The 22,667-nt window shown below is 67.2% G+C and carries 21 protein-coding genes and 1 tRNA gene; 19 read left to right on the top strand and 3 right to left on the bottom strand.

Annotated features, from left to right (window positions below; translation table 11 throughout):
- The first annotated feature begins 35 nt into the window (after positions 1–35).
- The 14 genes from IOC69_RS02335 to IOC69_RS02400 all read left to right on the top strand — a co-directional run bounded on the left by IOC69_RS02335 (position 36) and on the right by IOC69_RS02400 (position 17,530).
- Positions 36–1,475, top strand: coding sequence for a hypothetical protein (locus IOC69_RS02335; RefSeq protein ID WP_290541905.1), 1,440 nt, complete (start codon positions 36–38; stop codon positions 1,473–1,475).
- A gap of 27 nt (positions 1,476–1,502) precedes the next feature.
- The gene (locus tag IOC69_RS02340) at positions 1,503–3,518 is read left to right on the top strand and encodes a tetratricopeptide repeat protein (protein WP_290541906.1); all 2,016 of its coding nucleotides are present in this window, start codon (positions 1,503–1,505) and stop codon (positions 3,516–3,518) included.
- Between the two features lie 119 nt (positions 3,519–3,637).
- Complete coding sequence (locus IOC69_RS02345) at positions 3,638–4,732, top strand: efflux RND transporter periplasmic adaptor subunit (protein WP_290541907.1); 1,095 nt, start codon at positions 3,638–3,640, stop codon at positions 4,730–4,732.
- The gene (locus IOC69_RS02350; protein WP_290541908.1) at positions 4,729–7,812 is read left to right on the top strand and encodes an efflux RND transporter permease subunit; all 3,084 of its coding nucleotides are present in this window, start codon (positions 4,729–4,731) and stop codon (positions 7,810–7,812) included. Before IOC69_RS02345 ends, IOC69_RS02350 begins: the two co-directional genes overlap by 4 nt.
- 13 nt (positions 7,813–7,825) lie before the next feature.
- A complete protein-coding gene (locus IOC69_RS02355) occupies positions 7,826–8,335 on the top strand; it encodes a Na+/H+ antiporter subunit E (RefSeq protein ID WP_290541909.1) in 510 nt (169 codons plus the stop codon).
- Positions 8,332–8,592, top strand: coding sequence for a monovalent cation/H+ antiporter complex subunit F (locus IOC69_RS02360; RefSeq protein ID WP_290541910.1), 261 nt, complete (start codon positions 8,332–8,334; stop codon positions 8,590–8,592). The genes IOC69_RS02355 and IOC69_RS02360 overlap by 4 nt, the downstream gene beginning before the upstream one ends.
- Complete coding sequence (locus IOC69_RS02365) at positions 8,585–8,863, top strand: monovalent cation/H(+) antiporter subunit G (RefSeq protein ID WP_290541911.1); 279 nt, start codon at positions 8,585–8,587, stop codon at positions 8,861–8,863. The genes IOC69_RS02360 and IOC69_RS02365 overlap by 8 nt, the downstream gene beginning before the upstream one ends.
- The gene (locus IOC69_RS02370) at positions 8,863–9,798 is read left to right on the top strand and encodes a hydrogenase subunit MbhD domain-containing protein (RefSeq protein WP_290541912.1); all 936 of its coding nucleotides are present in this window, start codon (positions 8,863–8,865) and stop codon (positions 9,796–9,798) included. Before IOC69_RS02365 ends, IOC69_RS02370 begins: the two co-directional genes overlap by 1 nt.
- A complete protein-coding gene (locus IOC69_RS02375; RefSeq protein ID WP_290541913.1) occupies positions 9,795–10,112 on the top strand; it encodes an NADH-quinone oxidoreductase subunit K in 318 nt (105 codons plus the stop codon). The genes IOC69_RS02370 and IOC69_RS02375 overlap by 4 nt, the downstream gene beginning before the upstream one ends.
- Positions 10,112–11,617 carry a proton-conducting transporter membrane subunit gene (locus tag IOC69_RS02380; RefSeq protein WP_290541954.1) on the top strand — a complete coding sequence of 502 codons (1,506 nt, stop codon included), beginning with the start codon at positions 10,112–10,114 and terminating at the stop codon, positions 11,615–11,617. The genes IOC69_RS02375 and IOC69_RS02380 overlap by 1 nt, the downstream gene beginning before the upstream one ends.
- On the top strand, positions 11,614–13,227 hold the full coding sequence (locus IOC69_RS02385) for a proton-conducting transporter membrane subunit (RefSeq protein WP_290541914.1): 1,614 nt from the start codon (positions 11,614–11,616) through the stop codon (positions 13,225–13,227). The genes IOC69_RS02380 and IOC69_RS02385 overlap by 4 nt, the downstream gene beginning before the upstream one ends.
- A 169-nt stretch (positions 13,228–13,396) precedes the next feature.
- On the top strand, positions 13,397–14,803 hold the full coding sequence (locus IOC69_RS02390; protein ID WP_290541915.1) for a basic amino acid/polyamine antiporter: 1,407 nt from the start codon (positions 13,397–13,399) through the stop codon (positions 14,801–14,803).
- 18 nt (positions 14,804–14,821) lie between these two features.
- Complete coding sequence (arcA, locus tag IOC69_RS02395) at positions 14,822–16,069, top strand: arginine deiminase (RefSeq protein WP_290541916.1); 1,248 nt, start codon at positions 14,822–14,824, stop codon at positions 16,067–16,069.
- Between the two features lie 12 nt (positions 16,070–16,081).
- Complete coding sequence (locus tag IOC69_RS02400) at positions 16,082–17,530, top strand: Na+/H+ antiporter NhaC family protein (RefSeq protein WP_290541917.1); 1,449 nt, start codon at positions 16,082–16,084, stop codon at positions 17,528–17,530.
- Here the strand turns inward: IOC69_RS02400 and IOC69_RS02405 are convergent.
- Together IOC69_RS02405 and IOC69_RS02410 are read right to left on the bottom strand one after the other, a co-directional pair.
- Entirely contained in the window at positions 17,521–18,189 is a 669-nt protein-coding gene (locus IOC69_RS02405) for a MarC family protein (RefSeq protein WP_290541918.1), read from the bottom strand. The two genes, IOC69_RS02400 and IOC69_RS02405, sit on opposite strands and share 10 nt — an antisense overlap.
- A gap of 244 nt (positions 18,190–18,433) precedes the next feature.
- Positions 18,434–18,508 (bottom strand) — tRNA-Gly (locus tag IOC69_RS02410).
- A gap of 110 nt (positions 18,509–18,618) precedes the next feature.
- Between IOC69_RS02410 and IOC69_RS02415 the strand changes: the two genes are divergently transcribed.
- The 5 genes from IOC69_RS02415 (at position 18,619) to IOC69_RS02435 (ending at position 21,319) form a co-directional block, all read left to right on the top strand.
- Positions 18,619–19,110 (top strand): prolyl-tRNA synthetase associated domain-containing protein, encoded by a 492-nt coding sequence (locus IOC69_RS02415; RefSeq protein WP_290541919.1) that lies wholly within the window; start codon positions 18,619–18,621, stop codon positions 19,108–19,110.
- A gap of 79 nt (positions 19,111–19,189) precedes the next feature.
- Positions 19,190–20,110 (top strand): thioredoxin, encoded by a 921-nt coding sequence (gene trxA / locus IOC69_RS02420; protein WP_290541955.1) that lies wholly within the window; start codon positions 19,190–19,192, stop codon positions 20,108–20,110.
- On the top strand, positions 20,110–20,778 hold the full coding sequence (locus IOC69_RS02425) for an LON peptidase substrate-binding domain-containing protein (RefSeq protein ID WP_290541920.1): 669 nt from the start codon (positions 20,110–20,112) through the stop codon (positions 20,776–20,778). Before trxA ends, IOC69_RS02425 begins: the two co-directional genes overlap by 1 nt.
- 9 nt (positions 20,779–20,787) lie before the next feature.
- Positions 20,788–20,973, top strand: a complete 186-nt coding sequence (locus IOC69_RS02430; protein WP_290541921.1) for a Trm112 family protein — start codon at positions 20,788–20,790, stop codon at positions 20,971–20,973.
- Positions 20,966–21,319 (top strand): DUF971 domain-containing protein, encoded by a 354-nt coding sequence (locus tag IOC69_RS02435; RefSeq protein ID WP_290541922.1) that lies wholly within the window; start codon positions 20,966–20,968, stop codon positions 21,317–21,319. Before IOC69_RS02430 ends, IOC69_RS02435 begins: the two co-directional genes overlap by 8 nt.
- On the opposite strand, the gene IOC69_RS02440 is transcribed toward IOC69_RS02435, so the two are convergent.
- A complete protein-coding gene (locus IOC69_RS02440) occupies positions 21,316–22,554 on the bottom strand; it encodes an FAD-dependent monooxygenase (protein ID WP_290541923.1) in 1,239 nt (412 codons plus the stop codon). The two genes, IOC69_RS02435 and IOC69_RS02440, sit on opposite strands and share 4 nt — an antisense overlap.
- Between the last annotated feature and the right edge of the window lie 113 nt (positions 22,555–22,667).

Raw genomic sequence — 22,667 nt, forward strand, 5'->3', positions numbered from 1 at the left:
GTACTGCAGTAGCGTGACTTTTGGAGAGGCCCTGAATGGCGCAGCCCAACCCCGCCCGCACCTATGTGATGGCCTATTGGCCCATTCCGGGCAATGCCAAGCGCCCGCTCGATCATTATACCGAGCACCTGGCGCTGAGCCTTCAGATGCTGGCCGGGCAGAACCTCTATTTCATCAGCGGCAACAACAAGGTTCTGTCCTCGGTGGAGAGCCTGTCCCAAACACACGGTATCCGGCTGCACCTGCAAAAGGTGCTGCTCGACGACTTGCCCAAGCGGCCGCAGATGGAGGCGCTGCTGCAGCGCGCCCGGAATTTCGGCGCGAAGTTTGCAGCACCGCCCGCCGACTTCCAACGCGACAAAGGCCTGATCCACTATTGGAGGGACCTGCGGCAGTCGGGCGAGGACACGTTCAAGCGCGTGTTCTGCATCTGGCACAGCAAGATCGGCCTGCTGCACAATGCGGCGGTGGAGAACCCCTTTGGCAGCCTGCACTTCGCCTGGGCCGATGCCTCGATTTCGCGCTTCAACCGGCAGCGGGCGGGCTGGGACTTCCGGGAGATCGAGGCGATCCCCGGCGTCATCCGCCATTATCCGAATGTCATGCGCAAGAACGGACGCGAGCTGGCGCTCAACGCCAGCTTCCTGCTCGGCGACCGCGCCGCCATCGACGCACTCCACGCCGCCTATGGCAAGGCCTTCGCGGCGAGCCTCGGGGAGGACTACCCCAATGACGAGGAGACAGTGCTCGACAGCGTGGTGGCCCGGCAGCCCCAGCTGTTCCGCGCCATTACCGGCGCGGCTGCGGCTCCCACTCCAGCGGCGGGCAGCCGACGGAAGGTTCTCGTGGTGGGCGCGTTCCGCTCCGGCACCAATGCCATGCAGTCCTGCCTCGAGGCGCATTTCGACGTCGAGGTGACCTTCAACGAATGGTTCTGGAAGCATGGCGTTCCGCCCACCGGCATCCAGTGCCCGGTGCCGCCCGACGTGCCAGTGGTGGTGATGGCGAAGTCGCCCTATGCCTTTCATGAATCGCTTTACCCGTTCTGGCTTCACCGGCGGCCGAACCTCGATTCGGGCCCCGATGTCTCGGCCTTCGCGCGCAGGGAACTGCAGGTCTTCGACGTGAGCGGCGGCGATCTGGCCCGCCCGAAATACTGGTTCCGCTGCCCCACCGACTACTGGAACCATTTCTACTTCTCCTGGCTGAGCTGGACGGCGGTGCGGCCGCGCTGCCAGTTCGTGCGCTACGAGGACGTTGACCGATCCACCCATGACGTGATCGCCCGCATTGCGGAGCGCTTCGGTCTGCGCCGCAAGACCTCGGGCCCTATCACGCTTCCGGCCGAACGGGTCGGCCCGCATGTGCCGACGGAGCGCAAGGGCGAGCGCTTCCTGCTGACGGAGGAGGACAGGGCATGGATCCGCGGCATGGTGCATCCGCTGGTCGCGAGATCGCTCGGCTATGAGCTCTGACATCTTCCGCAGCTTTATGCCGGATTGGTGACGGATGAGATGACGTCTTCCGGCCACGACATGTTCCGCAAAGCGCTCGCGCTTCACCAGCGGGGTGACCTCGCGGGTGCGCGGGGGCTTTATGCGCAGGTGCTGAGGAAGGACCCCCGGCACTTCGACAGTCTGCATCTGCTTGGCCTCGTCCTCGTCCAGTCCGGCGCGCTGGCGGAGGGGGCGGATCTCATCCGGGAGGCGATCGGTGTCCGGAGCGATTTTGCCGAGGCGCATTACAATCTCGGCCATGCGCTGCTGAGCCTCGGCCAGCCGGAGGAGGCGTTGGCGGCCTTCGACCGCGCCCTGGCGCTTGGCGCCGCCGACCCGCTTTATCACTTCGAGCGGGGCAACGCGCTGAAGGAGCTGGGCCGCGGGGCGGAGGCCATGGCCAGTTTCGATGAGGCGCTGCGCCTGGCGCCGCGCCTTGCCGAGGCCCACAACAACATGGGCATCCTGCTCAAGGAGGAGGGCCGCCTCGCGGAGGCGCTGGCGTGCTATGACCGGGCGATCGGCCTGAGGCCCGGCTATGCCGAGGCCCATGCCAACCGGGGCAATGTGCTGAAGGAACTGCGCCGCTATGGCGAGGCGCTGGCGAGCAACGACCGCGCCCTTCAGCTGAAACCCGATTATGCCGAAGCCCACAGCAACCGCGGCAATGTCCTGGCGAGGCTGGGCCGCCACGCCGAGGCGCTGGAAAGCCACGACCGGGCGCTGCGGCTCAGGCCTGACTATGCCGAGGGCCACAACAACCGCGGCAATGCGCTGAAGGAGCTGGGCCGCTTCGCGGAGGCGCTGGAGAGCTTCGACCGGGCCATCAGCCTGAAGCCCGGCTATGCCGAGGCCTGCTCCAACCGCGCCGGCGCGCTGGAGGAGATGGGCCGCATGGCGGAAGCGCTGGCGGACCACGAGAAGGCCGTGGCGCTGAAGCCCGGTTCCGCCGATGCCTGGTGCGCGCGCGGCAATACGCTGGCCGATCTCGAAAGGCTGGACGAGGCGATGGCGAGCTATGAGCGGGCGATCAGCCTCAAGCCGGGCTTCGCCTCTGCGCATTACAATGCTTCGCTGCTGCTGCTGCGCAAGCGCGATTTCGCGCGGGGCTTTGCGGGCTACATGCAGCGCTGGGCCGCCGAGCAGGACAAGGCGACGAAGCCGCAGACGGCTATTCCCGCATGGGACGGAGGCACAGTCGCGGGCGGGCTTCTGCTCTGGGGCGAACAGGGCCTGGGGGATGAGGTGTTTTTCGCCACGCTGCTGCCGCTGATCGACCCGTCCATCAGCCTCGCCCTGTCGGCGGACCGGCGGCTGCACCCGGCCTTGTCACGCGCCTTGCCGCAGCTGCGGCTGCTGGACCGGAAGGACATGTCCGAAACCATCGCAGGCCCCTTCGCGGCACAGGCGCCGATGGGCGACCTCGGCCACCTGCTGCAGCTGGATGCGGGCCGGATTGCCGCGCGGCGCATGCCGTTCCTGAGGGCCGATGCGGCGCGGCGCGATGCGCTGCGGCTGGACAATCCGTTCCTCGCAAGGCGGCCGGTGTGCGGCCTGTCGTGGAAGAGCGCCAACAAGAAACTGGGCGCGAAAAAGAGCCTGCGCCTGATCGACCTCGCCCCGCTGCTCGCCACCCCCGGCATGAGTTTCGTGAACCTGCAGTATGGCGAGGTGGAGGATGAAATCGCCGAGGTGCGCGCCGCACTGGGGGTGAGCGTGCATCAGGCCGAAGGGCTCGACGTGTTCAATGACATCGACGGGCTCCTCGCCCTCATCGATCTCTGCGATGCGGTGCTGACCACCTCCACCGTCACGGCGCATCTGGCGGGCGCGCTGGGCAAGCCCGCCGTGGTGCTGGCGCCCGTTGGCGGTGGCCGCCACTGGTATTGGGGCGGGGAAAGCCCCAGCCTGTGGTACCCAAGCCTGCAACTCGTCTATCAGACGCAGGCCGGTGACTGGGCAGCCGCCATTGCGGAGGGCACGCGGCGGGCGGTCGGGCTGGTGAAAACCGGGGTCTTGTGAATTCCGCCCACTGGCGCGGAAGTGTCGTTGCAATGCCACAATTCGAAAGGCAGGATTGATTGCAGCTTCAGATTGCTTCAAAAAGAGATCGAAGTTGGGTGTTTGCATCGGGGAAACAAATGACGCGCAGAGGCTGTGTGAGCCTGCCGGGACTGATGGCGATTGTTGTGTTGCTGCCGTTTCTGGCGGCGTGCACGCAGGAGGCCGAAGTGGCAGCGCCGGCGCCGCGCCAGGTGCGCACCACGGTGATCGCCAAGGAGCACGGCGCAACCACTGTCAACCTCACCGGGCGGATCGAGGCAGAGGACGAGGCGCCGCTGGCCTTCCGCATCGGGGGACGGCTGCTGGAGAACGACAGCAAGCTGAGCCAGCGTCTGCAGCGGGGCGACCTTGTCGCAAGGCTCGAATCGCAGAACGAGGAGAACCAGCTGCGCGCCGCCACGGCGTCGCTTGCCGCAGCTCAGGCGCAATACAACCAGGCCGCCGGCCACTTCGACCGCCAGCGCACCCTGTTCCGCCAGGGCTGGGCCACGCGCGCCACCTATGAGGCGGCCGAGAAGGGCAAGAAGACGGCCGCCGCCCAGGTCGACGCCGCCGAGGCGCAACTCGCCGCCGCCGAAGACCTTTTGGGTTTCACCGAGCTGCGCGCCGACCAGGACGGCGTTGTCACCACCGTCGGCCCTGCCGCGGGCGAGGTGGTGACGCCCGGCCAGATGATCGTGCGGGTGGCCCGCCAGGACGGGCGCGACGCGGTGTTCAACGTGCCATCGCAGATGATCCGCCAGGCGCCCGCCAACCCGGACATCACGGTGTCGCTCGCCGATGACCCGGGCGTGACGGCGAGCGGCCGTGTGCGCGAGGTGTCGCCGCAGGCCGATCCCGTCACCCGCCTGTTCGAGGTGAAGGTGACGCTCGACAACCCGCCGGAGGCCATGCGGCTGGGCGCCACCGTCAATGGCGTGATGACCACGGTGCAGGATGCGGTGATCGAGGTGCCGGCGAGCGCGCTCACCCGGACGGAGCAGCAGCCCGCCGTGTGGGTGGTCGACCCGTCGAACCAGACGGTGGCGCTGCGCCCGGTGACGGTGAAGCGCTTCGGCGAATATCTGGTGGCCATCGCCGGCGGGCTGAAGCCGGGTGACGTGGTGGTGACGGCGGGCGTGCAGGCGCTGCACCCCGGCCAGCAGGTCCGGCTGACCGGGGAGCAGCCATGAGCGGCTTCAACCTGTCGGAATGGGCCCTCAGGCACCGGTCCATCACCATCTATCTGATGATCCTCGCGGTGCTCGCCGGGCTTGCCTCCTATTACCGCCTGGGGCGCAGCGAGGACCCGTCCTTCATCATCAAGACCATGGTGGTGCAGGCGCAGTGGCCCGGCGCCACCACCGAGGAAACTCTGAAGCAGGTGACGGAGCGGCTGGAGCGCACCCTGCAGGAAACCCCGCATCTCGACTTCCTCCGGAGCTTCACCCGCGCCGGCGTTTCCACCATCTTCGTCAACCTCGACGGCAAGACCAACGCGCAGGAGGTGGCGGACACCTGGTATCATGTGCGCAAGTCCGTGGGCGACATGCGCCACACCCTGCCCGCCGGCGTGCTCGGCCCCGGCTTCAACGACGATTTCGGCGACACCTTCGGCATCATCTATGGCGTGACGGCCGACGGCTTCAACCAGCGCGAACTGCGCGACCATGTGGAGGCGCTCCGCGACAGGCTGCTCGGCGTGCCCGATGTCTCCAAGATCGAGCTGCTGGGCGTGCAGGACGAGCAGATCTACATCGAATTCTCGATGGAGGAGCTTGCCAAGCTCGGCATCGACCGCGGCCAGCTGCTCGCAGCGCTCCAGGCGCAGAACGCCATCCGCCCGGCGGGCCGCATCGAGACCGGGGAGGAGTCGATAGCGCTCCGCGTTTCGGGCGCCTTCGAGTCCGAGCTGGATATCGCCAATGTCAATTTCGCGGTGGACGGGCGCATGCTGCGGCTCGCCGACATCGCCACCATCCGGCGCGGCTTCTCCGACCCGCCGCAGCCGCTGTTCCGGGTCAACGGCGAACCGGCCATCGGCCTGGCCATCGCCATGCGCGAGGGCGGCGACATTCTGGCGCTGGGCAAGAACATCACCGCCGTGATGAACGCCGCCAAGGCCGAACTGCCTCTGGGAATCGAGCCCATCCTCGTGGCCGACCAGGCGGTGACGGTGGAAAGCGCCATTTCGGAATTCATGGAGTCGCTGTGGCAGGCGGTGGCCATCATCCTCGTGGTCAGCTTCATCAGCCTCGGGGTCAGGCCCGGCCTCGTCATCGCCACCGCCATTCCGCTGACGCTGGCCATCGTCTTCGTGATGATGGATTTCGCCTCGATCGACATGCAGCGCATTTCGCTGGGCGCCCTCATCATCGCGCTGGCGCTGCTGGTCGATGACGCCATGACGACGACGGATGCGATGCTCACAAGGCTCGGCGAGGGCGACGACAGGATGACGGCCGCCACCTACGCTTACCGCACCTATGCCTATGCCATGCTGGCCGGCACCTTCGTCACCATGGCGGGCTTCGTTCCGGTGGGCTTCGCGGCGAGCTCGGCTGGCGAATACACCTTCTCGCTGTTCGCCGTCGTGTCGATCGCGCTGCTCGTCTCGTGGTTCGTTGCGGTGATCTTCGCGCCGCTGCTCGGTGTCGTGATCCTCAAGCCGCCGAAGAAGCGGGAGGGCGGCCCCGGCATCGTGTTCCGCGCCTATCGCGCCTTCCTGTCCGGCGCCATCAGGGTCAAATACCTGACGATCGGGGTGACGGTCGCGATGTTCGCCGCCGCCATCATGGCCATGCCGCTCATCCCGCGGCAGTTCTTCCCGTCCTCCGACCGGCCGGAACTGCTGGTCGACCTCAGCCTGCCTCAGAACTCATCGATCTATGCCTCGGAAAGCGCGGTCGAACGCTTCGACGCGCTGCTGAAGGGCGATCCGGATGTCGATCGCTGGTCGAGCTACGTGGGCCGCGGCGCCATCCGCTTCTACCTGCCGCTCAACGTGCAGCTTCCCAACGATTTCTTCAGCCAGGCGGTGATCGTGGCCAAGGACGTCGCGGCGCGCGAGCGTCTGCAGAAGAAGCTGCAGGAGGCGCTCGCCGCGGAATTCCCCAACGCGGTCGCCCGGGTCTATCCGCTGGAGCTGGGGCCGCCGGTGGGCTGGCCGATCCAGTACAGGGTGAGCGGGCCCAATCTCTCCAAGGTGCGCGAGATCGCGCTCCAGCTCGCATCCACCGTGTCGTCCAATCCCAATGTCGAGAATGTCAACTTCGACTGGCTGGAGCCTGCCCGGCAGCTCCGCATCCGCATCGACCAGGACGAGGCGCGGCAGCTGGGCTTGAGTTCGCAGGCGGTGGCGCGCATCCTCGACACGGTGGTCTCCGGCGTGCCGGTGACGCAGATCCGCGACGATATCTACCTCGTCAACGTGGTGGCGCGCGCCATGGGCGACCAGCGCGTGTCGATCGACGGCTTGCGCACCCTGCAGGTGCCGCTGCCCAATGGCCGCACCGTGCCGCTCGTCCAGTTCGCCACCTTCGACTATGAGCAGGAATATCCGCTGATCTGGCGGCGCGACCGCACGCCGAACCTTATCGTCCAGTCCGACCTCCGCCCCGGCGTGCTGCCGGAGGAGGTGGTCCAGGCCCTCGCCAGGCCCATCGCCCAATTCGCGCAAACGCTGCCCGCGGGCTATGCCATCACCACCGGCGGCACGGTGGAGGAGAGCGCCAAGTCGCAGGCCTCCGTCATCGCGGTCGTGCCGGTCATGCTGATCATCATGCTCACCGTGCTGATGTTCCAGCTGCAGGGCTTCCAGCGCCTGATCATGGTGCTGAGCGTCGGTCCGCTGGGGTTGATCGGCGTCGTCGGCGCCCTGCTGCTGTCGGGCAGGCCACTGGGCTTCGTCGCCATTCTCGGCATTCTGGCGCTGCTCGGCATGATCACCAAGAATGCGGTGATCCTCCTTGGCCAGATCGATGCCGAGCGCGCCGCGGGCAAGGACGTGTGGCATGCCGCGGTCGATGCCAGCGCTGCGCGCTTCCGGCCGATCATGCTCACCGCGGTGTCGACCGTGCTCGGCATGATCCCCATCGCCTGGACCGTGTTCTGGGGTCCCATGGCCTTCGCCATCATGGGCGGGCTGATGGTGGCCACGGTGCTGACGCTGATCTTCCTGCCCACGCTTTATGTCACGTGGTTCGGCTGGCAGGAGAAGAGGCAGGGCGCGAAGCCGCAGGCGTCCGCCGGGGCTCCGGCGCCGCAGGCCTGAGCGGGCAACCGGCATGACGGGCGCCGTGACGCAGGAACGGGGGACGGCCACAGCGCTGCTGTTGCGGGCGGCCCTGTATTTCGTCTTCTGGGTCGTGCTGGCGGGCGCGGGCCTGAAGGACCTCGCGGCGGGCCTCGTCACGGCCGTCATCGCGGCGTGGATCAGCCTGCGGCTTATGCCGGCCGGGGAGCTTGCAGCAAAGCCCGGCCCGGTGCTGGCGCTGTTCGTCCGCTTCCTGTGGCAGAGCGTGGTGGCGGGCGTCACCGTGGCGCGCATCGCGCTGACGCCCGGCATGCCGCTCAAACCCGGCATGGTCGAATATCGCTCCAGCCTGCCGCCCGGAAACCGGCGCTTTCTGTTCATGACCTATGCCAGCCTGTTGCCGGGCACGCTGCCAACCGGAACGGACGGCACGGACCTCATCGAGGTGCATGTGCTTGACGTGGACCAGCCCGTGGCCGCACAGCTGGCGGTGGAGGAAGCGCGGATTGCCGGCGTGCTGGCGGACGGGGCGGCGCCATGACGCCATTCTATTTCGCCGCGGCACTGTTCATTCTGCTCAGCATCGCGGGCGGACTGGCGCGCGTTGTCCGCGGGCCGGGCGGCTCGGACCGGCTGATGGCGGCGCAGCTTGCCGGGTCCGGCGGCGTTGCGGCACTGCTGCTTCTGGCGGCGGCCATGGGGCAGACGGCCATTATCGACGTGGCGCTGATGCTGGGCATTCTTGCGGTCTTTGTCTCCGTCGGTTTCGTCACCTGGCGGAGCGACGGCAATGGCTGACCTCTTCACCATCCTTGCCGTGACGGCGGGCGCGGTGCTGTTCCTGGCGGGCACGGTGGGGCTGCTCCGCTTCCCCGGCACGCTCGCCCGCCTCCATGCGCTGACCAAGGTCGACAATCTCGGCCTCGGCCTCGTGGTGCTGGGGCTGATGCCGCAGATGGGCTTCCTTGCCGCCGCCAAGATGCTGGCGGTGTGGCTGCTGGTGCAGCTTTCCGGCGCCATCGTCACCCAGATCCTGGCGCGCAGCGTGCGCGGCGGGGGGGAACGGTGATGGAGACGGGCTTTGACATCGCCCTCGCGCTGCTGCTCCTGTGCGTTGGCGGCTGGAGCGTCATCGCGCGCAACATGATGACGGCGGTGATCGTCTTCATCGCCTATGGCCTGCTGCTGTCGCTCGCCTGGGTGCGCCTCCATGCCATCGACGTGTCGCTGACCGAGGCCGCCATCGGCAGCGGCGCCACGGGCCTTCTGATGGTGATCGCCGCGCATAAGGTGGCTGGCGATACGAAACGCGTGGTGCAGCTGAGCCGCGGTTTCCATGTGCTCGCCGCCGTGTTTGCGGCGCTTGTTGCCGTCGGCATCGCGGCGCTCGCCTTCGTGCTGCCGGGCGAACCCTCATCGCTTGCCGCCCCCGTGCTGGAGCGGCTGCCCGACAGCGGCCTCGGCAACCCGGTGGCCGGCGTGCTCTTCGTGTTCCGCTCTTTCGACACGCTGCTCGAAAAGGTGGTGCTGCTGCTGGCGCTGATCGGCGTCTGGGCTCTGGCGCGCGACGCGGACTGGGGCGGGGTTCCCGGCCTCCGCCTGTTCCGGGAGCGCCACAGCGTGCTCACCCTGCTCGCCCGCACACTGCCGCCCATCGGCTTCGTCTTCGCCATCTACATGACATGGGCCGGAGCGGATGTGCCGGGCGGCGCATTCCAGGGCGGCACCGTGCTGGCGGCGATGTGGATCCTCGTGATGGTGGCGGGGGTGCGGAGGCCGCCGCGGATCTCCTCGCCGCCGCTGCGCCTCGCCATCGTGGCCGGGCCCGTCGTCTTCCTGGCGATCGGCTTCCTCGGCTTTCTCGCGCCGGGCGCCTTCCTTGCCTATCCGGAAGGCTTCGCCAAGCCGCTGATCGTGGCGATGGAGACCGCGCTCACCCTGTCCATCGCGGTGATCCTCGGGCTGCTTATCGCCGGGCCGCCCAAAGGGGAGGATGCCCCGTGAGCGCGGCGCTGCTGTTCTGGCTGGCGGGTTCCGGCCTCATCGGGCTTTCGGTTTACGGTCTGATCGTCAACCCGCATCCGCTGTGCAAGCTCCTGGCGCTCAACCTGCTGGGGTCGGGCGTGTTCCTGCTGTTCGGCGTCATCGCGCGCCGGGGCGCTTCGGCGGGGCTGGGCGGCGACCCGGTTCCGCAGGCGCTCGTCATCACCGGCATTGTCGTCGCTTTCTCGGCCACGGCGATTGCGGTGGCGCTGCTCCTGCGGCTCCACACCGAGGCGGGCGAGGCCTCGATCGACGAGGAGGACGGCCAGCCGTGATGCCGCTTCAGGCCCTCGCCGTGACGGAGACGACGCCCGGCGGTTCCCTGCTGGTGCTGGGCATCGTCATGCCGGCCGTGGCGCTGGTGGCGCTCATCGGACTGGGCGGCCGCGGCGCGCGGGCGATTGTCATCGCGGCGCTGCTGTTCCAGCTTTATGTCGCGGTGCGCGTGGCGCTGCTGGTGGCGGGCACGCAGAGCCCCCTTGCCTATGTGGTGGGCGGCTTTCATCCGCCGCTTGGCATCACCCTCAGGGCTGACGGCATCTCGGCGCTGATGATGGTGGTGAGCGCGGCAATCTTCCTTGCCGCCGCGGGCTTCGCCTGGAAGGATTTCGCCCAGCCGGGGGGCAAGCCCGAGGCGCGGGCCCCGCTCATCTTCTGGTCGGCCATGCTGGCCATGGCGAGCGCGCTGAACCTGCTGTTCACCAGCAGCGACCTGTTCAACCTCTATGTCGGGATCGAGCTTCTCACCTTCGCGGCGATTCCCGTCACCGCCATCAAAGGGGGTGCGGACACGCTGCGCGCGGCGCTGCGCTATCTGCTGTTCGCGGTGTTCGGCTCCATGCTCTATCTATTCGGCATCGTGCTGCTCTATGGCGCCTATGGCACGCTGGATATCTCCGGCATTGCGGCACAGCTTCAGCCCAATGCCGCGACGCTGGCGGCGGCGGGCTTCGTCACCGTGGGGCTGCTCGCCAAGACGGCGCTGTTTCCCTTCCATCTCTGGCTGCCGCCGGCGCATGCGGGCGCGCCCGCGGCGGGCAGTGCGGTTCTCTCCGCGCTCGTGGTCAAGGGCAGCCTGTTCCTGCTGATGCGCCTGTGGTTCGACACGTTTCCCACGCTGCGCGAACCGGCTGACATGCAGCTTCTCGCGCTGTCGGGCGCGCTGGCGGTGATCGTCGGCAGCGTCACGGCGCTGCGCCAGCAGCGCCTCAAGCTGCTGGTCGCCTATTCGACCGTGGCGCAGATCGGCTATATGTTCTTCGTCTTCAGCCTGGCCCCGAAGGGCACGGGCGAGGCCATTGCCGCCACCGCATGGACCGGCGCCTGGCTGCAGGTGGTGGCCCATGCCTTCGCCAAGGCCGGCATGTTCCTGGCTGCTGGCCTTGCAGCCGAAGTGCTGGGGCATGACCGCATCCGGGACCTGGGCGGGCTGAGCCGCCGGGCGCCTCTGGCCGTGCTGGCCTTCGCCCTGAGCGGGTTGTCGCTGATGGGCCTGCCGCCCAGCGGCGGCTTCAACGCCAAATTCATGCTGCTGGTGGCCGCGCTCGCCGGGGGGCAATGGGTGTGGGGCGCCGTCATCATCGCGGGCGGCGTGCTGGCGGGCGCTTATGTGTTCGGCGTGCTGGCGCGCATGATGGCCGAGCCCGCGGCGGGCGCCAGCCTGCAGGCGGTGGGCCGCGGGCGGCAGTGGATCGCGCTGGGGCTTTCCGCCGTGGCGGTGCTGATGGGCCTGCTGCCGCTTGAGCCCGTGGCCTTCCTCGCGATCGGGAGGGCTTTGTGATCTTCGCCATCATGGCCATGATCCTGCTGCCGCTGGCCATGGCGCTGCTGCTGCTGTCACCCGCGCTGCGGCCCATGGTGGTGCGCGGCCTTGGTCTGGCACCCCTGCCGGCGCTGCTGCTGCCGCCCGCGGCCTGGGAGGGGAGCATCAGCACGGTCAGCTTTTTCGGCACATGGCGCTATGTGCTGGACCAGGCGGGGGCGCTGCTGCTGGGGGCTTGCGCGCTGCTGTGGATCATTGCCGGTTCTGCGGCCAGCAGGTGGCTTGCAGGGCGCGGCGGCCAGGGGCGGTTTGCGCTGTGGTGGCTGCTGACACTCTCCGGCAGCCTCGGCGTTTTCGTGGCGGGCGACGTCGTCAGCTTCTATGCGCTTTATGCGCTGGCGAGCCTGCCGGCCTATGGCCTCATCGCCTTCGGCGGCGGCGGGGCGGAGCGGCGCGCCGGCCGCGTGACGATTGCCGCGGCGCTGATCGGCGAGGGGCTGATCCTCGCGGCCATGGTGCTGCTTGCCGTCAACGCGCCGGGGCAGGGCCTCGCCATCGCGCCGCTGGTGGCGGCGCTGCCATCCTCACCCCATTGTGGCGCTGTCATCGCCCTCCTGGTCATCGGCTTTGGGCTGAAGATCGGGCTCGTGCCGCTGCATGGCTGGATGCCGATGTCCTATGCGGCGGGTCCGCTCATTGCCACGGCGGTGCTGAGCGGGGCCACGTCCAAGGCGGGCCTCATCGGGCTCATCCGCTTCCTGCCGCTCAGCGAGGCGATGCCGGTGGCGGGCGGCATGATCCTTGCCGCGGGTCTGGTTTCGGCGCTTTACGGCGCGCTGCTTGGCCTCACGCAAGCAAACCCGCGCAGCGTGCTCGCCTATTCGAGCATCAGCCAGCTTGGCCAGATGGCGGCGGTGCTGGGCGCGGGGCTTGCCGCCGGAGCGCCGGGGGCAGGCGTCATCGCCGCCTATTACGCGGTCTATCATGTTCTTGTGAAGGGCGGGCTGTTCCTGTGGCTTGGCGCGCAGGGGCGGAGGATTGCGGCGTGGCAACTGGGTCTCGTGGGCTTTGCGGCGCTGGGTTTCGCCGGTCTGCCCCTCACCGGCGGCGCCCTGGGCAAGCTCGCCTTCAAGGACCTCGCGGGAACCGGGGCAACCGGAATGCTGTTCTCGTTCGCCGCCGTTGGCAGCACGCTGCTGGTGCTGCATTTCCTCCGTCTGGCACGGGCGCCGGCGCAAGACCCGCAGCCGCAGCCGCTCTCCCCCGCGGCGTGGATTGCCGCCGTGATTGCCGCGACACTCCTGCAGTGGACGCTTTTTGCCGCCGTAACCGGTGATTCCGCCCGTTCCGCGCTGCGGCCCGGGGCGCTGTTCGATCTCGCCTGGCCCGTGGCGGCGGGCGCTGCGCTTGCGTGGGGACTCGCCGCCTTGGGAACGAGGCTGCCCGCATTCCCGCCGGGGGATATCGGAGAGCGGCTCATTGCCATCATCGAGCGGCAGGCAACGCGCATCGCAAGCGCCATTCTGCGCGCCGAGACCCAGGCCCACCAGTGGCAGGTGTCGACGCTCGCCCTCGCTGCGGCCCTCATCCTGTTCGTCGCGCTGCAAACTGTGTTCGGCCCGCGCTGAGGCCTGAGGGGATACAAAAATCTACCCCCCGGTGACAGCACTGCCACTTGTATCCACGGTAAATCTAAAGTTAAACTATCCGCGTCGGGGCAGGATCAACCCGCACGACGGGGCGCAACCCGCGCTCGGGGGAGGTATTGACGTGAGCCAAACGCCGCAAGCCGGAAAAATGTCTTTCGTCGCCCTCACCGGCATGGTGGTGGGCTCCATGGTGGGCGCGGGCATTTTCAACCTGCCGGGCAGATTCGGCGCCGCCACCGGGCCGTTCGGCGCGATCATCGCCTGGACCATCGCCGGCACCGGCATGTATATGCTGGCGCGCGTGTTTCAGGCGCTGGCCGAAAGAAAGCCCGATATCGACGCGGGCGTCTTCGCCTATGCCAAGGCAGGCTTCGGCGATTACACGGGCTTCCTTTCCGCCTTCGGCTATTGGCTCGGCTCCTGCCTCGGCAATGTGTTCTACTGGGTGCTCATCGGCTCCACGCTGGGCGCCTTCTTCCCCATTTTCGGCGGCGGCAACACGCTCACCGCTATCATCGTGTCGCTCGTCGGCATATGGACCTTCCATTTCATGATCTTGCGCGGCGTGGAGCAGGCGGCCTTCGTCAATTCCGTGGTGACGGTGGCCAAGATCGTGCCGATCCTCGTCACCATCATCGCGCTTGTCTTTGTATTCAACTATTCGCAGTTCGCCGATAATTTCTTCGGCGGGGCGGACATGCCGGTGAAGCCCCTGTGGGCGCAGGTGCGCGACACCATGCTGATCACCGTCTTCGTCTTCATCGGCATCGAGGGAGCGAGTGTTTATTCGCGTTTCGCCAAGACGCGTGCTGACGTGGGCCGCGCGACGATCCTCGGCTTCATCGGCGTCACCGGCCTCATGGTGGCGGTCACGCTTCTGCCCTATGCCTCGATGATGCAGTCGCAGATCGCCGGCCTGCGCCAGCCATCTCTGGCGGGCGTTCTCGAATCGGTCGTCGGCCACTGGGGCGCGATCTTCATCTCGGTCGGCGTGCTGGTCTCGGTGCTCGGCGCCTATCTCGCCTGGTCGCTGATCTGCGCGGAGGTGATGTTCGCAGCGGCGAAGTCCAAGGACATGCCGAAGTTGTTCTCGACGCAGAATGCCAACCGTGTGCCGGCCAATGCGCTGTGGATCACCAACATTGTTGTGTCGCTGTTCGTCATCTCCACCTACTGGTCGCAGGACGCCTTCAACTTCATGCTGGATATGACGAGCGTCACGACGCTTCTGCCCTATCTGCTGGTGGCGGGCTATGGCGTGCTGCTGGCGCGCAGCGGCGAGGGCTATGAGGGCGTTGAGGATGAGCGCGGGCGCGACCAGATTTTCGCCTGGATCGCGGTCATCTACGTGCTGTTCATGTTCCTTGCCGCGGGCCTCAAATACGTTCTGCTGGTGGCCGTGCTCTTTGTGCCGGGCACCATCCTCTATGTCTGGGCGCGCCGGGACTGGAAGATGCCGCTGTTCTCGCCCCGCGACCTCGCCATCTTTGGCGTCACGGCGGCAGCGGGCCTCATTGGGGTCTGGGGCCTTGTCTCCGGAACCATCACTCCCTGATCGAAAGGTTGATTGACCATGTCCAGCGAAACCAAATTCGGCGTTCATTCTGAAGTGGGCCAGCTCCGCAAGGTTCTGGTCTGCGCGCCGGGCCGCGCCCACCAGCGTCTGACCCCCAGCAACTGTGACCGGCTGCTGTTCGACGACGTGCTGTGGGTCGAAACCGCCAAGCGCGACCACTTCGACTTCATCACCAAGATGCGCGACCGCGGCATCGACGTCGCCGAAATGCACAATCTCCTCGCCGAAACCATGGCCATCCCCGAGGCGCGCGCCTGGATCTTCGACAACCAGATCGTGCCGGACCAGGTGGGCCTCGGCCTCATCGACGAGATCCGGAGCTATCTCGACGGCCTCTCCAACCGCGACCTGGCGGAGACGCTGATCGGCGGTCTTTCCACCGAGGAATTCCCCGAGGCGATCGGCGGCAAGGCGCTGGAGGTGATCAGGGAAGCCGCGGGCGAGGTTGAATATCTGCTGCCGCCCTTGCCCAACACGCTCTACACGCGCGACACCACCTGCTGGATCTATGGCGGCTGCACGCTGAACCCGTTGTACTGGCCCGCCCGCCACGAGGAGCCGATCCTGACCACCGCCATCTACAAATTCCACCCGGACTTCGCCGGCAAGGTGAATGTGTGGTGGGGCGACCCGACCAGGGACCATGGCCTTGCGACGCTGGAAGGCGGCGACGTGATGCCCATCGGCAAGGGCAATGTGCTGATCGGCATGAGCGAGCGCACCTCGCGCCAGGCCATCAGCCAGCTTGCCGCGGCGCTGTTCGAGAAGGGCGCCGCCGAGCGCGTGATCGTGGCGGCCATGCCCAAGCTGCGCGCCGCCATGCACCTGGACACGGTCTTCACCTTCGCCGACCGCGACTGCGTGCTGCTCTACCCCGACATCGTCAACCACATCCAGGCCTATTCCTACCGCCCGAGCGGCCATTCCTCGGGCGTGGAGCTGCGCAAGGACGAAGGCAGCTTCGTCGAGGTGGTGGCCGAAGCGCTGGGTATCAAGAAGATGCGCGTGGTCGAAACCGGCGGCACCGCCTATATGCGCGAGCGCACCCAGTGGGACAGCGGCGCCAATCTTGTCTGCGCCTCGCCCGGCGTGGTCTATGCCTATGACCGCAACACCTACACCAACACGCTGCTGCGCAAGGAAGGGATCGAAGTCATCACCATCGCGGGCGCCGAGCTGGGCCGCGGCCGCGGCGGCGGCCACTGCATGACCTGCCCGATCATCCGTGACGCCGTCGACTATTAAATCGCACCCGCGATGAGCGAAAAGGGCGGGGATCAGCCGCGGCCTCTTGGCCTCGTGGAGGCCATAGTCCCGGTGGCGAGCCTCATCGTGCTTGTCAGCCTGTCCTATGGTCTGTTCGGGGATGCCGGAATGTCGGGGCCCAGTCAGGTGGCGCTCACGGTGGCCACGCTGATCGCCGCCTTCGTCGCCTGGCGCAACGGCCATTCCCTGGCCTCGGTGAATGCCGCGGCGGTTGAGAGTGTGAGCTCCGGCATCGGCGCGGTCTTCATCCTTTTCGCGGTGGGCGCCTTGATCGGCGCCTGGGCGATGAGCGGCACCCTGGTCGCCATGGTCTATTTCGGCATCCAGCTTCTCAGCCCCAATTATTTCTATCTCACCACGGCCATCGTCTGCGCGGTGATCTCGTCCTCGATCGGCAGTTCCTGGACGACGGCGGGCACCATCGGGGTGGGCTTCATGGGCATTGCCGCCAACATGGGGCTCGACCCCGCCATCACCGCCGCCGCCATCATTTCGGGCGCCTATTTCGGCGACACCACATCGCCCCTGTCGGACTCGACCAACCTCGCCTCCGGCACGGTGGGCGTCGGGCTCTATGAGCACATCCGCGAAACGGCGCTGAGCTCGTCGATCGCACTTGCTTTGTCACTGGTGCTGTTCTGGTGGCTGGGCAGGCCCGGCGATTTCGACGCCAGCGACAAGATCGCCGCCATCCGGGAATTCTTCCCGACCTCGCCGCTTCTGTTCATTCCGCTGGCGCTGGTGGCGGTGATGGCGCTGCTGAAATTTCCGCCTTTCGCGGCGATCTTCGCCGGCGCGCTGGCGGGCGGCGTGGTGGCGGCGGTGGGCTCGCCCGACCGCGTCATCGCCTTTGCCGACGCCGAAGGCCTGCCGCGCATCCTCGGCCTCATCAAGGGCGTGTGGCTGGCGCTGGCCAACGGCTATGAGACGCACACCGGCAATGCCGCCATCGACCAGCTGGTGTCGCGCGGCGGCATGGACAGCATGCTCAACACCATCTGGCTGGTGATGACCGCGCTGGCCTTCGGCGGCGTGGTCGAAAAGGCCGGCGTTCTCGACCGGTTGATCGAGCCCGTCGTGGCGCGCACGAAATCGACGGGCGCGATGATTTCCGCCACCGTCGGCTCGGTTGTGTCCGCCAATCTGGTGACGGCCGACCAATACATCGCCATCGTGCTGCCGGCCCGCATGTTCAAGCCGGCCTTCGCAAGGCTCGGTTTCGCGCCCGTCGTGCTCTCCCGGGCGGTGGGCGCCACCGCAACCCCCACCTCGGCACTGGTGCCGTGGAACAGCTGTGGCGCCTATATGGCGGCAACCCTGGGCGTGGGCACGCTGCATTACGCGCCCTATGCGCTGTTCAGCATGCTGAGCCCGCTGGTCGTCGTGGCGCTGGCCTTCCTCAACATCCGCATGCCGCGCAGCGCGTCTGGTCAGGGATAGACGGCAGGTCCCAGCAGCGGGCCGAAGACGCTGAAGAAGGTCTCGGCCGCGAGCGCCGCCAGAACGAGGCCCATGATGCGGCTCATCACATTGGCGCCGGTGTCGCCGATGGCCTTTTGGATTTTCTCGGCGGAGCGCAGCACGGCATAGATCACCGCCATCACGGCGATCAACACGAGGGCCGTCACGGCCTGATCGGCGATGCTGTTGACGGTGTGGTCGGTCATCGCCACGATGGCGGCAATCGAACCGCCGCCGGCCAGCATCGGCATGGCCAGCGGAAACACCGCCACGTCGCCTGTCTGCGCATCGTCCGGCGAACCGCCCGGCGCCTCGCCGAACACCATGCGAAGCCCCAGGATCAGCAGCACCAGCGCGCCGGCAATGCGCAGGGCGGGCAGGCTGACGCCGATCTTCTCAAGGAAGATCTGCCCGAAGGCGAGCAGGAGGAGCAGGATCACGCTGGCGATGACGCTGGCCCGCAGCGCCGTGCGGTTGCGCTCCGCCGCCGTCATGCGCGAGGTTGCCGAGAGGAACACCGGCATGGCCGCAAAGGGATTGATGGTCACCAGCAGCAGAACGAATTCGCTCGAAATCGACGTCACAATGGCCTCGCGGTCTGTTGAGCCTGCCGCGCCAGCTTCGCACGGATGGCTCATGATTCAAGCCGATCCTTCGGCACACGGCAAAAGGCTTATGCCGGCCTGGTCTTTGACCGGAGGATCATGGCGGTTCATGTCCGGTCATTTGCAGTCCGAAATCGTGGCGGCCGGCTTGCGCGCTCCCAAGCGTTGGAAGGCACGGGAGAGCTGAGCCACGACCGGCGTCCTGCCAGCCTGCGGCGCCAAACCACCGGATACACCCTTCCGGCGCATGCGGTTCTGGACTGTTACTGTGGGAAATTGGAGCGGGCGAGGCGAATCGAACGCCCGACCCTAACCTTGGCAAGGTTATGCTCTACCCCTGAGCTACGCCCGCTTCCATGGCCTGACCGGCACGCACCGGTGGGTGGCAGGCTTATTGCCTAACTCGTTGCCAAATGCAAGAACAAGATCACAGCAAGCCATCTCAAGGGAAATCCGGCCGCCATGCCCGCGACGCGCGACGATCTTTTTGCCCGCTTCAAGGCCTTGGGCATCGAGACCGCCACCCGGGACCATGCCCCCGTCCATACCGTGGAGGAGGCCCGGGCGCTGCGCGGCGAGATTCCCGGCGGGCACTGCAAGAACCTGTTCCTGAAGGACGACAAGGGCAGTATCTGGCTGATCGTCTGCCTGGAGGAGGCCCAGGTGGACCTCAAGGCCGCCCCGGCCAGGATCGGCTCCCGCCGGCTGTCCTTCGGCAAGCCGGAGCTGCTGAAGGAGGTGCTGGGGGTGGAGCCGGGCTCGGTGACGCCCTTCGGGCTGATAAACGACACCGGAAAGCGCGTCACAATTGTGCTGGATGCCGCGATGATGGCGCATGAACTGGTGAACTATCACCCGCTGGAGAACACGGCGACGACGACCATCCGCCCGGCCGACCTCGTCACCTTCATCCGCTCCTGCGGGCATGAGCCGAGGGTGACGGCCGTGGCCTGAGCCGCACCGTCATTGAAAAGAAGAATGGTTTGCTCCACATAGGGGGCATATGACAGTTGCGAAGGGCATTTCCATGAGCATGACATTCGGCGGCCAGCCCACCGGCGGCCCCGCCCCGGCCGCGGCGGGCGAGCTGATCAAGGACTCCAGCACCCAGGCCTTCATGAAGGATGTGATCGAGGCCTCGCGCCAGCAGCCGGTGATCGTCGATTTCTGGGCGCCGTGGTGCGGCCCCTGCAAGCAACTGGGCCCGGCGCTGGAGAAGGCGGTCAAGGCCGCCAATGGCAAGGTGCGCATGGTGAAGATCAATGTGGACGAGAACCAGCAGCTCGCCCAGCAGATGCGCATCCAGTCCATCCCCGCCGTTTATGCCTTTGTCAACGGCCAGCCGGTCGACGGCTTCATGGGGGCGTTGCCCGAGAGCCAGATCAAGCAGTTCATCGACCGCCTCGGCGGCCAGGGCAGCATGGCCGAGGAGATCGAGGCCGTGCTGGCCGAAGCGCGCGATCTTGCCGGGCAGATGGATTACCGGAACGCCGCCCAGCTCTTCGCGCAGATCCTGCAGGCCGACCGCGGGAACGTGGGCGCCATCGCCGGGCTCGCGCGCTGCGAGATGGCGCTGGGCGATCTGGACACCGCGCAGAAGACGCTGGCGCTCGTGCCGCCGGGCAAGGCGAATGACTCCGAGGTGCTGAGCGTCAGGGCGCAGCTCGAACTGGCGCTGAACCCGGTGGACACCTCCGAAATCGGCACGCTGAAGTCCATGGTCGAGGCGAACCCCGACGATTTCCAGGCCAGGCTCGACCTCGCCGTCCTGCTCAACGGGGCGAACGAGCGCGGGGCGGCGACCGACCAGCTCATCTACATCATCAGGAAGATGCGGGCGTGGAACGACGAGGCGGCGCGCAAGCAGCTGGTCAAGTTCTTCGAGGCCTGGGGCCCGAAGGACGAGTTCACCATCGCCGGCCGCCGCAAGCTCTCTTCCGTGTTGTTCGCCTGATGAGTATCTTCGGGCGCTATCGCGGGCCCCAGGATTTGCCGCAGCGCATTCCGGTGTTTCCTCTCGCGGGCGCGCTGCTGCTGCCGCGCGCCGACCTGCCGCTCAATATCTTCGAGCCGCGCTATCTCGCGATGATCGAGCATGCGCTCGCCAACGACAGGCTGATCGGCATCATTCAGCCGGCGGCCGGCGAAGAGGTGGGCAATGCCCCCTCCTTGATGAAGGTTGGCTGCGTGGGGCGCATCACCTCATGGGCGGAAACGCCCGATGACCGCATGCTGATCACGCTCACGGGTGTTGCACGCTTCCAGATCGTCGACGAGCTCGACGCCGGAACGCCGTTCCGCCAGGTGATCGCCAACTACCATCCTTTCGCGGCGGACCTCGCCATGGGAGCTGGCGCCGCCGAGGTGAACCGGCCGGCGCTGCTCAAGGTGTTCCGCGACTATCTCGACGCCAACAACATGAGCGCCGACTGGCAGGAAGTGGACCAGGCCCCGACGGAGGTGCTGGTCAACACGCTTTCGCTCCTCGCGCCCTATCCGCCGCAGGAGAAGCAGGCATTGCTCGAGGCGCCGGATTTGAAGACGCGCGCCGACGTGCTGGTGGCCCTGACCGAGGTGGCGCTGAGCAAGATGGGCAGGGGCGCCAAGCCGCGCCTGCAGTGAGGGTTGATCATGGCCGACATCCGCACCGACCCGCGGCTTCTCGAACTGCTGGTCTGCCCCGTCACCAAGACGAGGCTGCAATATGACGCCGAGCAGCAGGAGCTGATCTCGCGCGCCGCGGGCCTCGCCTACCCGATCCGCGACGGCATTCCCATCATGCTCCCCGACGAGGCGCGCGAGATCAACCGTGAGTGAGCCTTGGCCGGAGGAGCTGCGGCTTGCTTCGGGCGGCGGCGAACTGCACGTGCGCTTCGATACGGGCGAGCAGGCGGCGCTGGCGGCGGAATATCTGCGCGTCGAGAGCCCCAGCGCCGAGGTGAAGGGTCATGGGCCCGGCCAGGAGCAGCTGGTGTGGGGCAAGCGCAAGGTGAAGATCGCGCGGCTCGAACCGGTGGGGGCTTACGCGGTGCGCATCGTGTTCGATGACGGGCATGCGACGGGGCTCTATACTTGGCCCTATCTCCTCAAGCTCGGGCGCGAGCACTGCAAGCTGTGGCCCGCCTATCTCGAAAAGCTCAGGGCGGCGGGCTTCAGCCGTTAAACCCTCTCACCGCGCAACAGCCGCGGCAGGTCGCCCGCAATGCCTGCGGCTTCGGAGACGAACATCGACTTCATCCCGCCCATGCGATTGACGGCCAGCAGCCCGGCGCGGCGCAGCAGCGTCAGCACCGGGTTGGTGTTGGCGAAGAGCCGGTTCATGCCGTCCATCATGGCGCCCGTCGCCACCGTGTCGAAGCGGCGCCACTGGGTGTAGCGGTCAAGCACCGCCTCGCCGCCGATGTCGAGCCCCAGGCCTGCCGCATCATGGATGCAGTCGGCCAGCGCCGCGACATCGCGGAGGCCGAGGTTGAAACCCAGCCCTGCGAGCGGGTGCAGGACGTGGGCGGCATCGCCGACAAGCGCCAGACGCGGTGCGGTGAAGGTCTCCGCGAGATACATGGCGAGCGGATAGCCGTGGCGGCCCGAGATCAGCCTCACCGCGCCCAGGTGGGCGCCGAAGCGCAGCTTCAGTTCCGCCTCGAAGTCTTCCATCGGCAGCGCCAGCATGCGCCGGGCACTCTCGGTGCGCTCCGACCAGACGAGCGAGGAGCGGTTGCCGGGCAGCGGCAGAATGGCGAAGGGGCCGGATGGCGTGAAGTGTTCCTCCGCACGGCCATGGTGGGGGAGTTCGTGTTCCACGGTGGCGACGAGGCCCATCTGGTCATAGGGCCAGCCGACAAGCTTGATGCCCGCCGCCTCGCGCGCCGGCGAGTTGCGGCCATCGGCGGCGACGATGAGCGGGGCCTTGAGTATCGCGCCATCGGCCAGCGTCACGGCGGCAAGGCCGGGCCTGAAGTGACAGTGCTCCACCGCCTGGCCCACGCAGAAGCGGATGTGCGGGGACTTCCGCGTTTCCTCCAGCATGGCGCCATGGAGGAAGCGGTTCTCGATCATATGGGCGGAGGGGCCGCCCTTCATGTCGGCCTCGCCGAAGTGCAGCAGCACCGGGCGCGCGCCGCCGGGAATGGCGCTGTCGGTGACGATGATGTCCGCCATGGGCTGGGCGTGGTGCGCCACCTTGTCCCAGATGCCGAGCGACTGGAACATGCGGCGCGCGGCGGCCGTGATGGCGGATGCGCGGCCATCGAAGGCATTGGTGGAAAAGACGCGCGGGTCCTTCACATCGACGACCACCACGTCCAGCGGGCGCCTCACATGGGCGCCGCCGAGGGCGAGGGCGGCGGCCAGACCGTTCAGCGCGGCGCCGATGACGATGATGTCGGAAGGCTTGCTCATCTGGGGCGCGCTCATGGTGCCTGTTTCGCCGGTTTGCGGAGGGCATTACAGGTGGTGCAGCGTCGCGGATCAATGCCTATTATTTGTGCGGCTTCGCTCTGCATCGCATGAAC

Source organism: Aestuariivirga sp. (genome assembly GCF_020252405.1).
Lineage (GTDB): Bacteria > Pseudomonadota > Alphaproteobacteria > Rhizobiales > Aestuariivirgaceae > Aestuariivirga.

Excerpts from the sequence above, each read along its gene's own strand:
- IOC69_RS02415 (WP_290541919.1), top strand. The coding sequence starts at position 18,619 with ATGCCCGCGACGCGCGACGATCTTTTTGCCCGCTTCAAGGCCTTGGGC.
- arcA (WP_290541916.1), top strand. The coding sequence starts at position 14,822 with ATGTCCAGCGAAACCAAATTCGGCGTTCATTCTGAAGTGGGCCAGCTC.
- IOC69_RS02370 (WP_290541912.1), top strand. The coding sequence starts at position 8,863 with ATGGAGACGGGCTTTGACATCGCCCTCGCGCTGCTGCTCCTGTGCGTT.
- IOC69_RS02360 (WP_290541910.1), top strand. The coding sequence starts at position 8,332 with ATGACGCCATTCTATTTCGCCGCGGCACTGTTCATTCTGCTCAGCATC.
- IOC69_RS02335 (WP_290541905.1), top strand. The coding sequence starts at position 36 with ATGGCGCAGCCCAACCCCGCCCGCACCTATGTGATGGCCTATTGGCCC.
- IOC69_RS02440 (WP_290541923.1), bottom strand. The coding sequence starts at position 22,554 with ATGAGCAAGCCTTCCGACATCATCGTCATCGGCGCCGCGCTGAACGGT.
- IOC69_RS02425 (WP_290541920.1), top strand. The coding sequence starts at position 20,110 with ATGAGTATCTTCGGGCGCTATCGCGGGCCCCAGGATTTGCCGCAGCGC.
- IOC69_RS02390 (WP_290541915.1), top strand. The coding sequence starts at position 13,397 with ATGTCTTTCGTCGCCCTCACCGGCATGGTGGTGGGCTCCATGGTGGGC.
- trxA (WP_290541955.1), top strand. The coding sequence starts at position 19,190 with ATGACATTCGGCGGCCAGCCCACCGGCGGCCCCGCCCCGGCCGCGGCG.
- IOC69_RS02365 (WP_290541911.1), top strand. The coding sequence starts at position 8,585 with ATGGCTGACCTCTTCACCATCCTTGCCGTGACGGCGGGCGCGGTGCTG.
- IOC69_RS02400 (WP_290541917.1), top strand. The coding sequence starts at position 16,082 with ATGAGCGAAAAGGGCGGGGATCAGCCGCGGCCTCTTGGCCTCGTGGAG.
- IOC69_RS02430 (WP_290541921.1), top strand. The coding sequence starts at position 20,788 with ATGGCCGACATCCGCACCGACCCGCGGCTTCTCGAACTGCTGGTCTGC.
- IOC69_RS02355 (WP_290541909.1), top strand. The coding sequence starts at position 7,826 with ATGACGGGCGCCGTGACGCAGGAACGGGGGACGGCCACAGCGCTGCTG.
- IOC69_RS02350 (WP_290541908.1), top strand. The coding sequence starts at position 4,729 with ATGAGCGGCTTCAACCTGTCGGAATGGGCCCTCAGGCACCGGTCCATC.
- IOC69_RS02380 (WP_290541954.1), top strand. The coding sequence starts at position 10,112 with ATGCCGCTTCAGGCCCTCGCCGTGACGGAGACGACGCCCGGCGGTTCC.
- IOC69_RS02405 (WP_290541918.1), bottom strand. The coding sequence starts at position 18,189 with ATGAGCCATCCGTGCGAAGCTGGCGCGGCAGGCTCAACAGACCGCGAG.
- IOC69_RS02345 (WP_290541907.1), top strand. The coding sequence starts at position 3,638 with ATGACGCGCAGAGGCTGTGTGAGCCTGCCGGGACTGATGGCGATTGTT.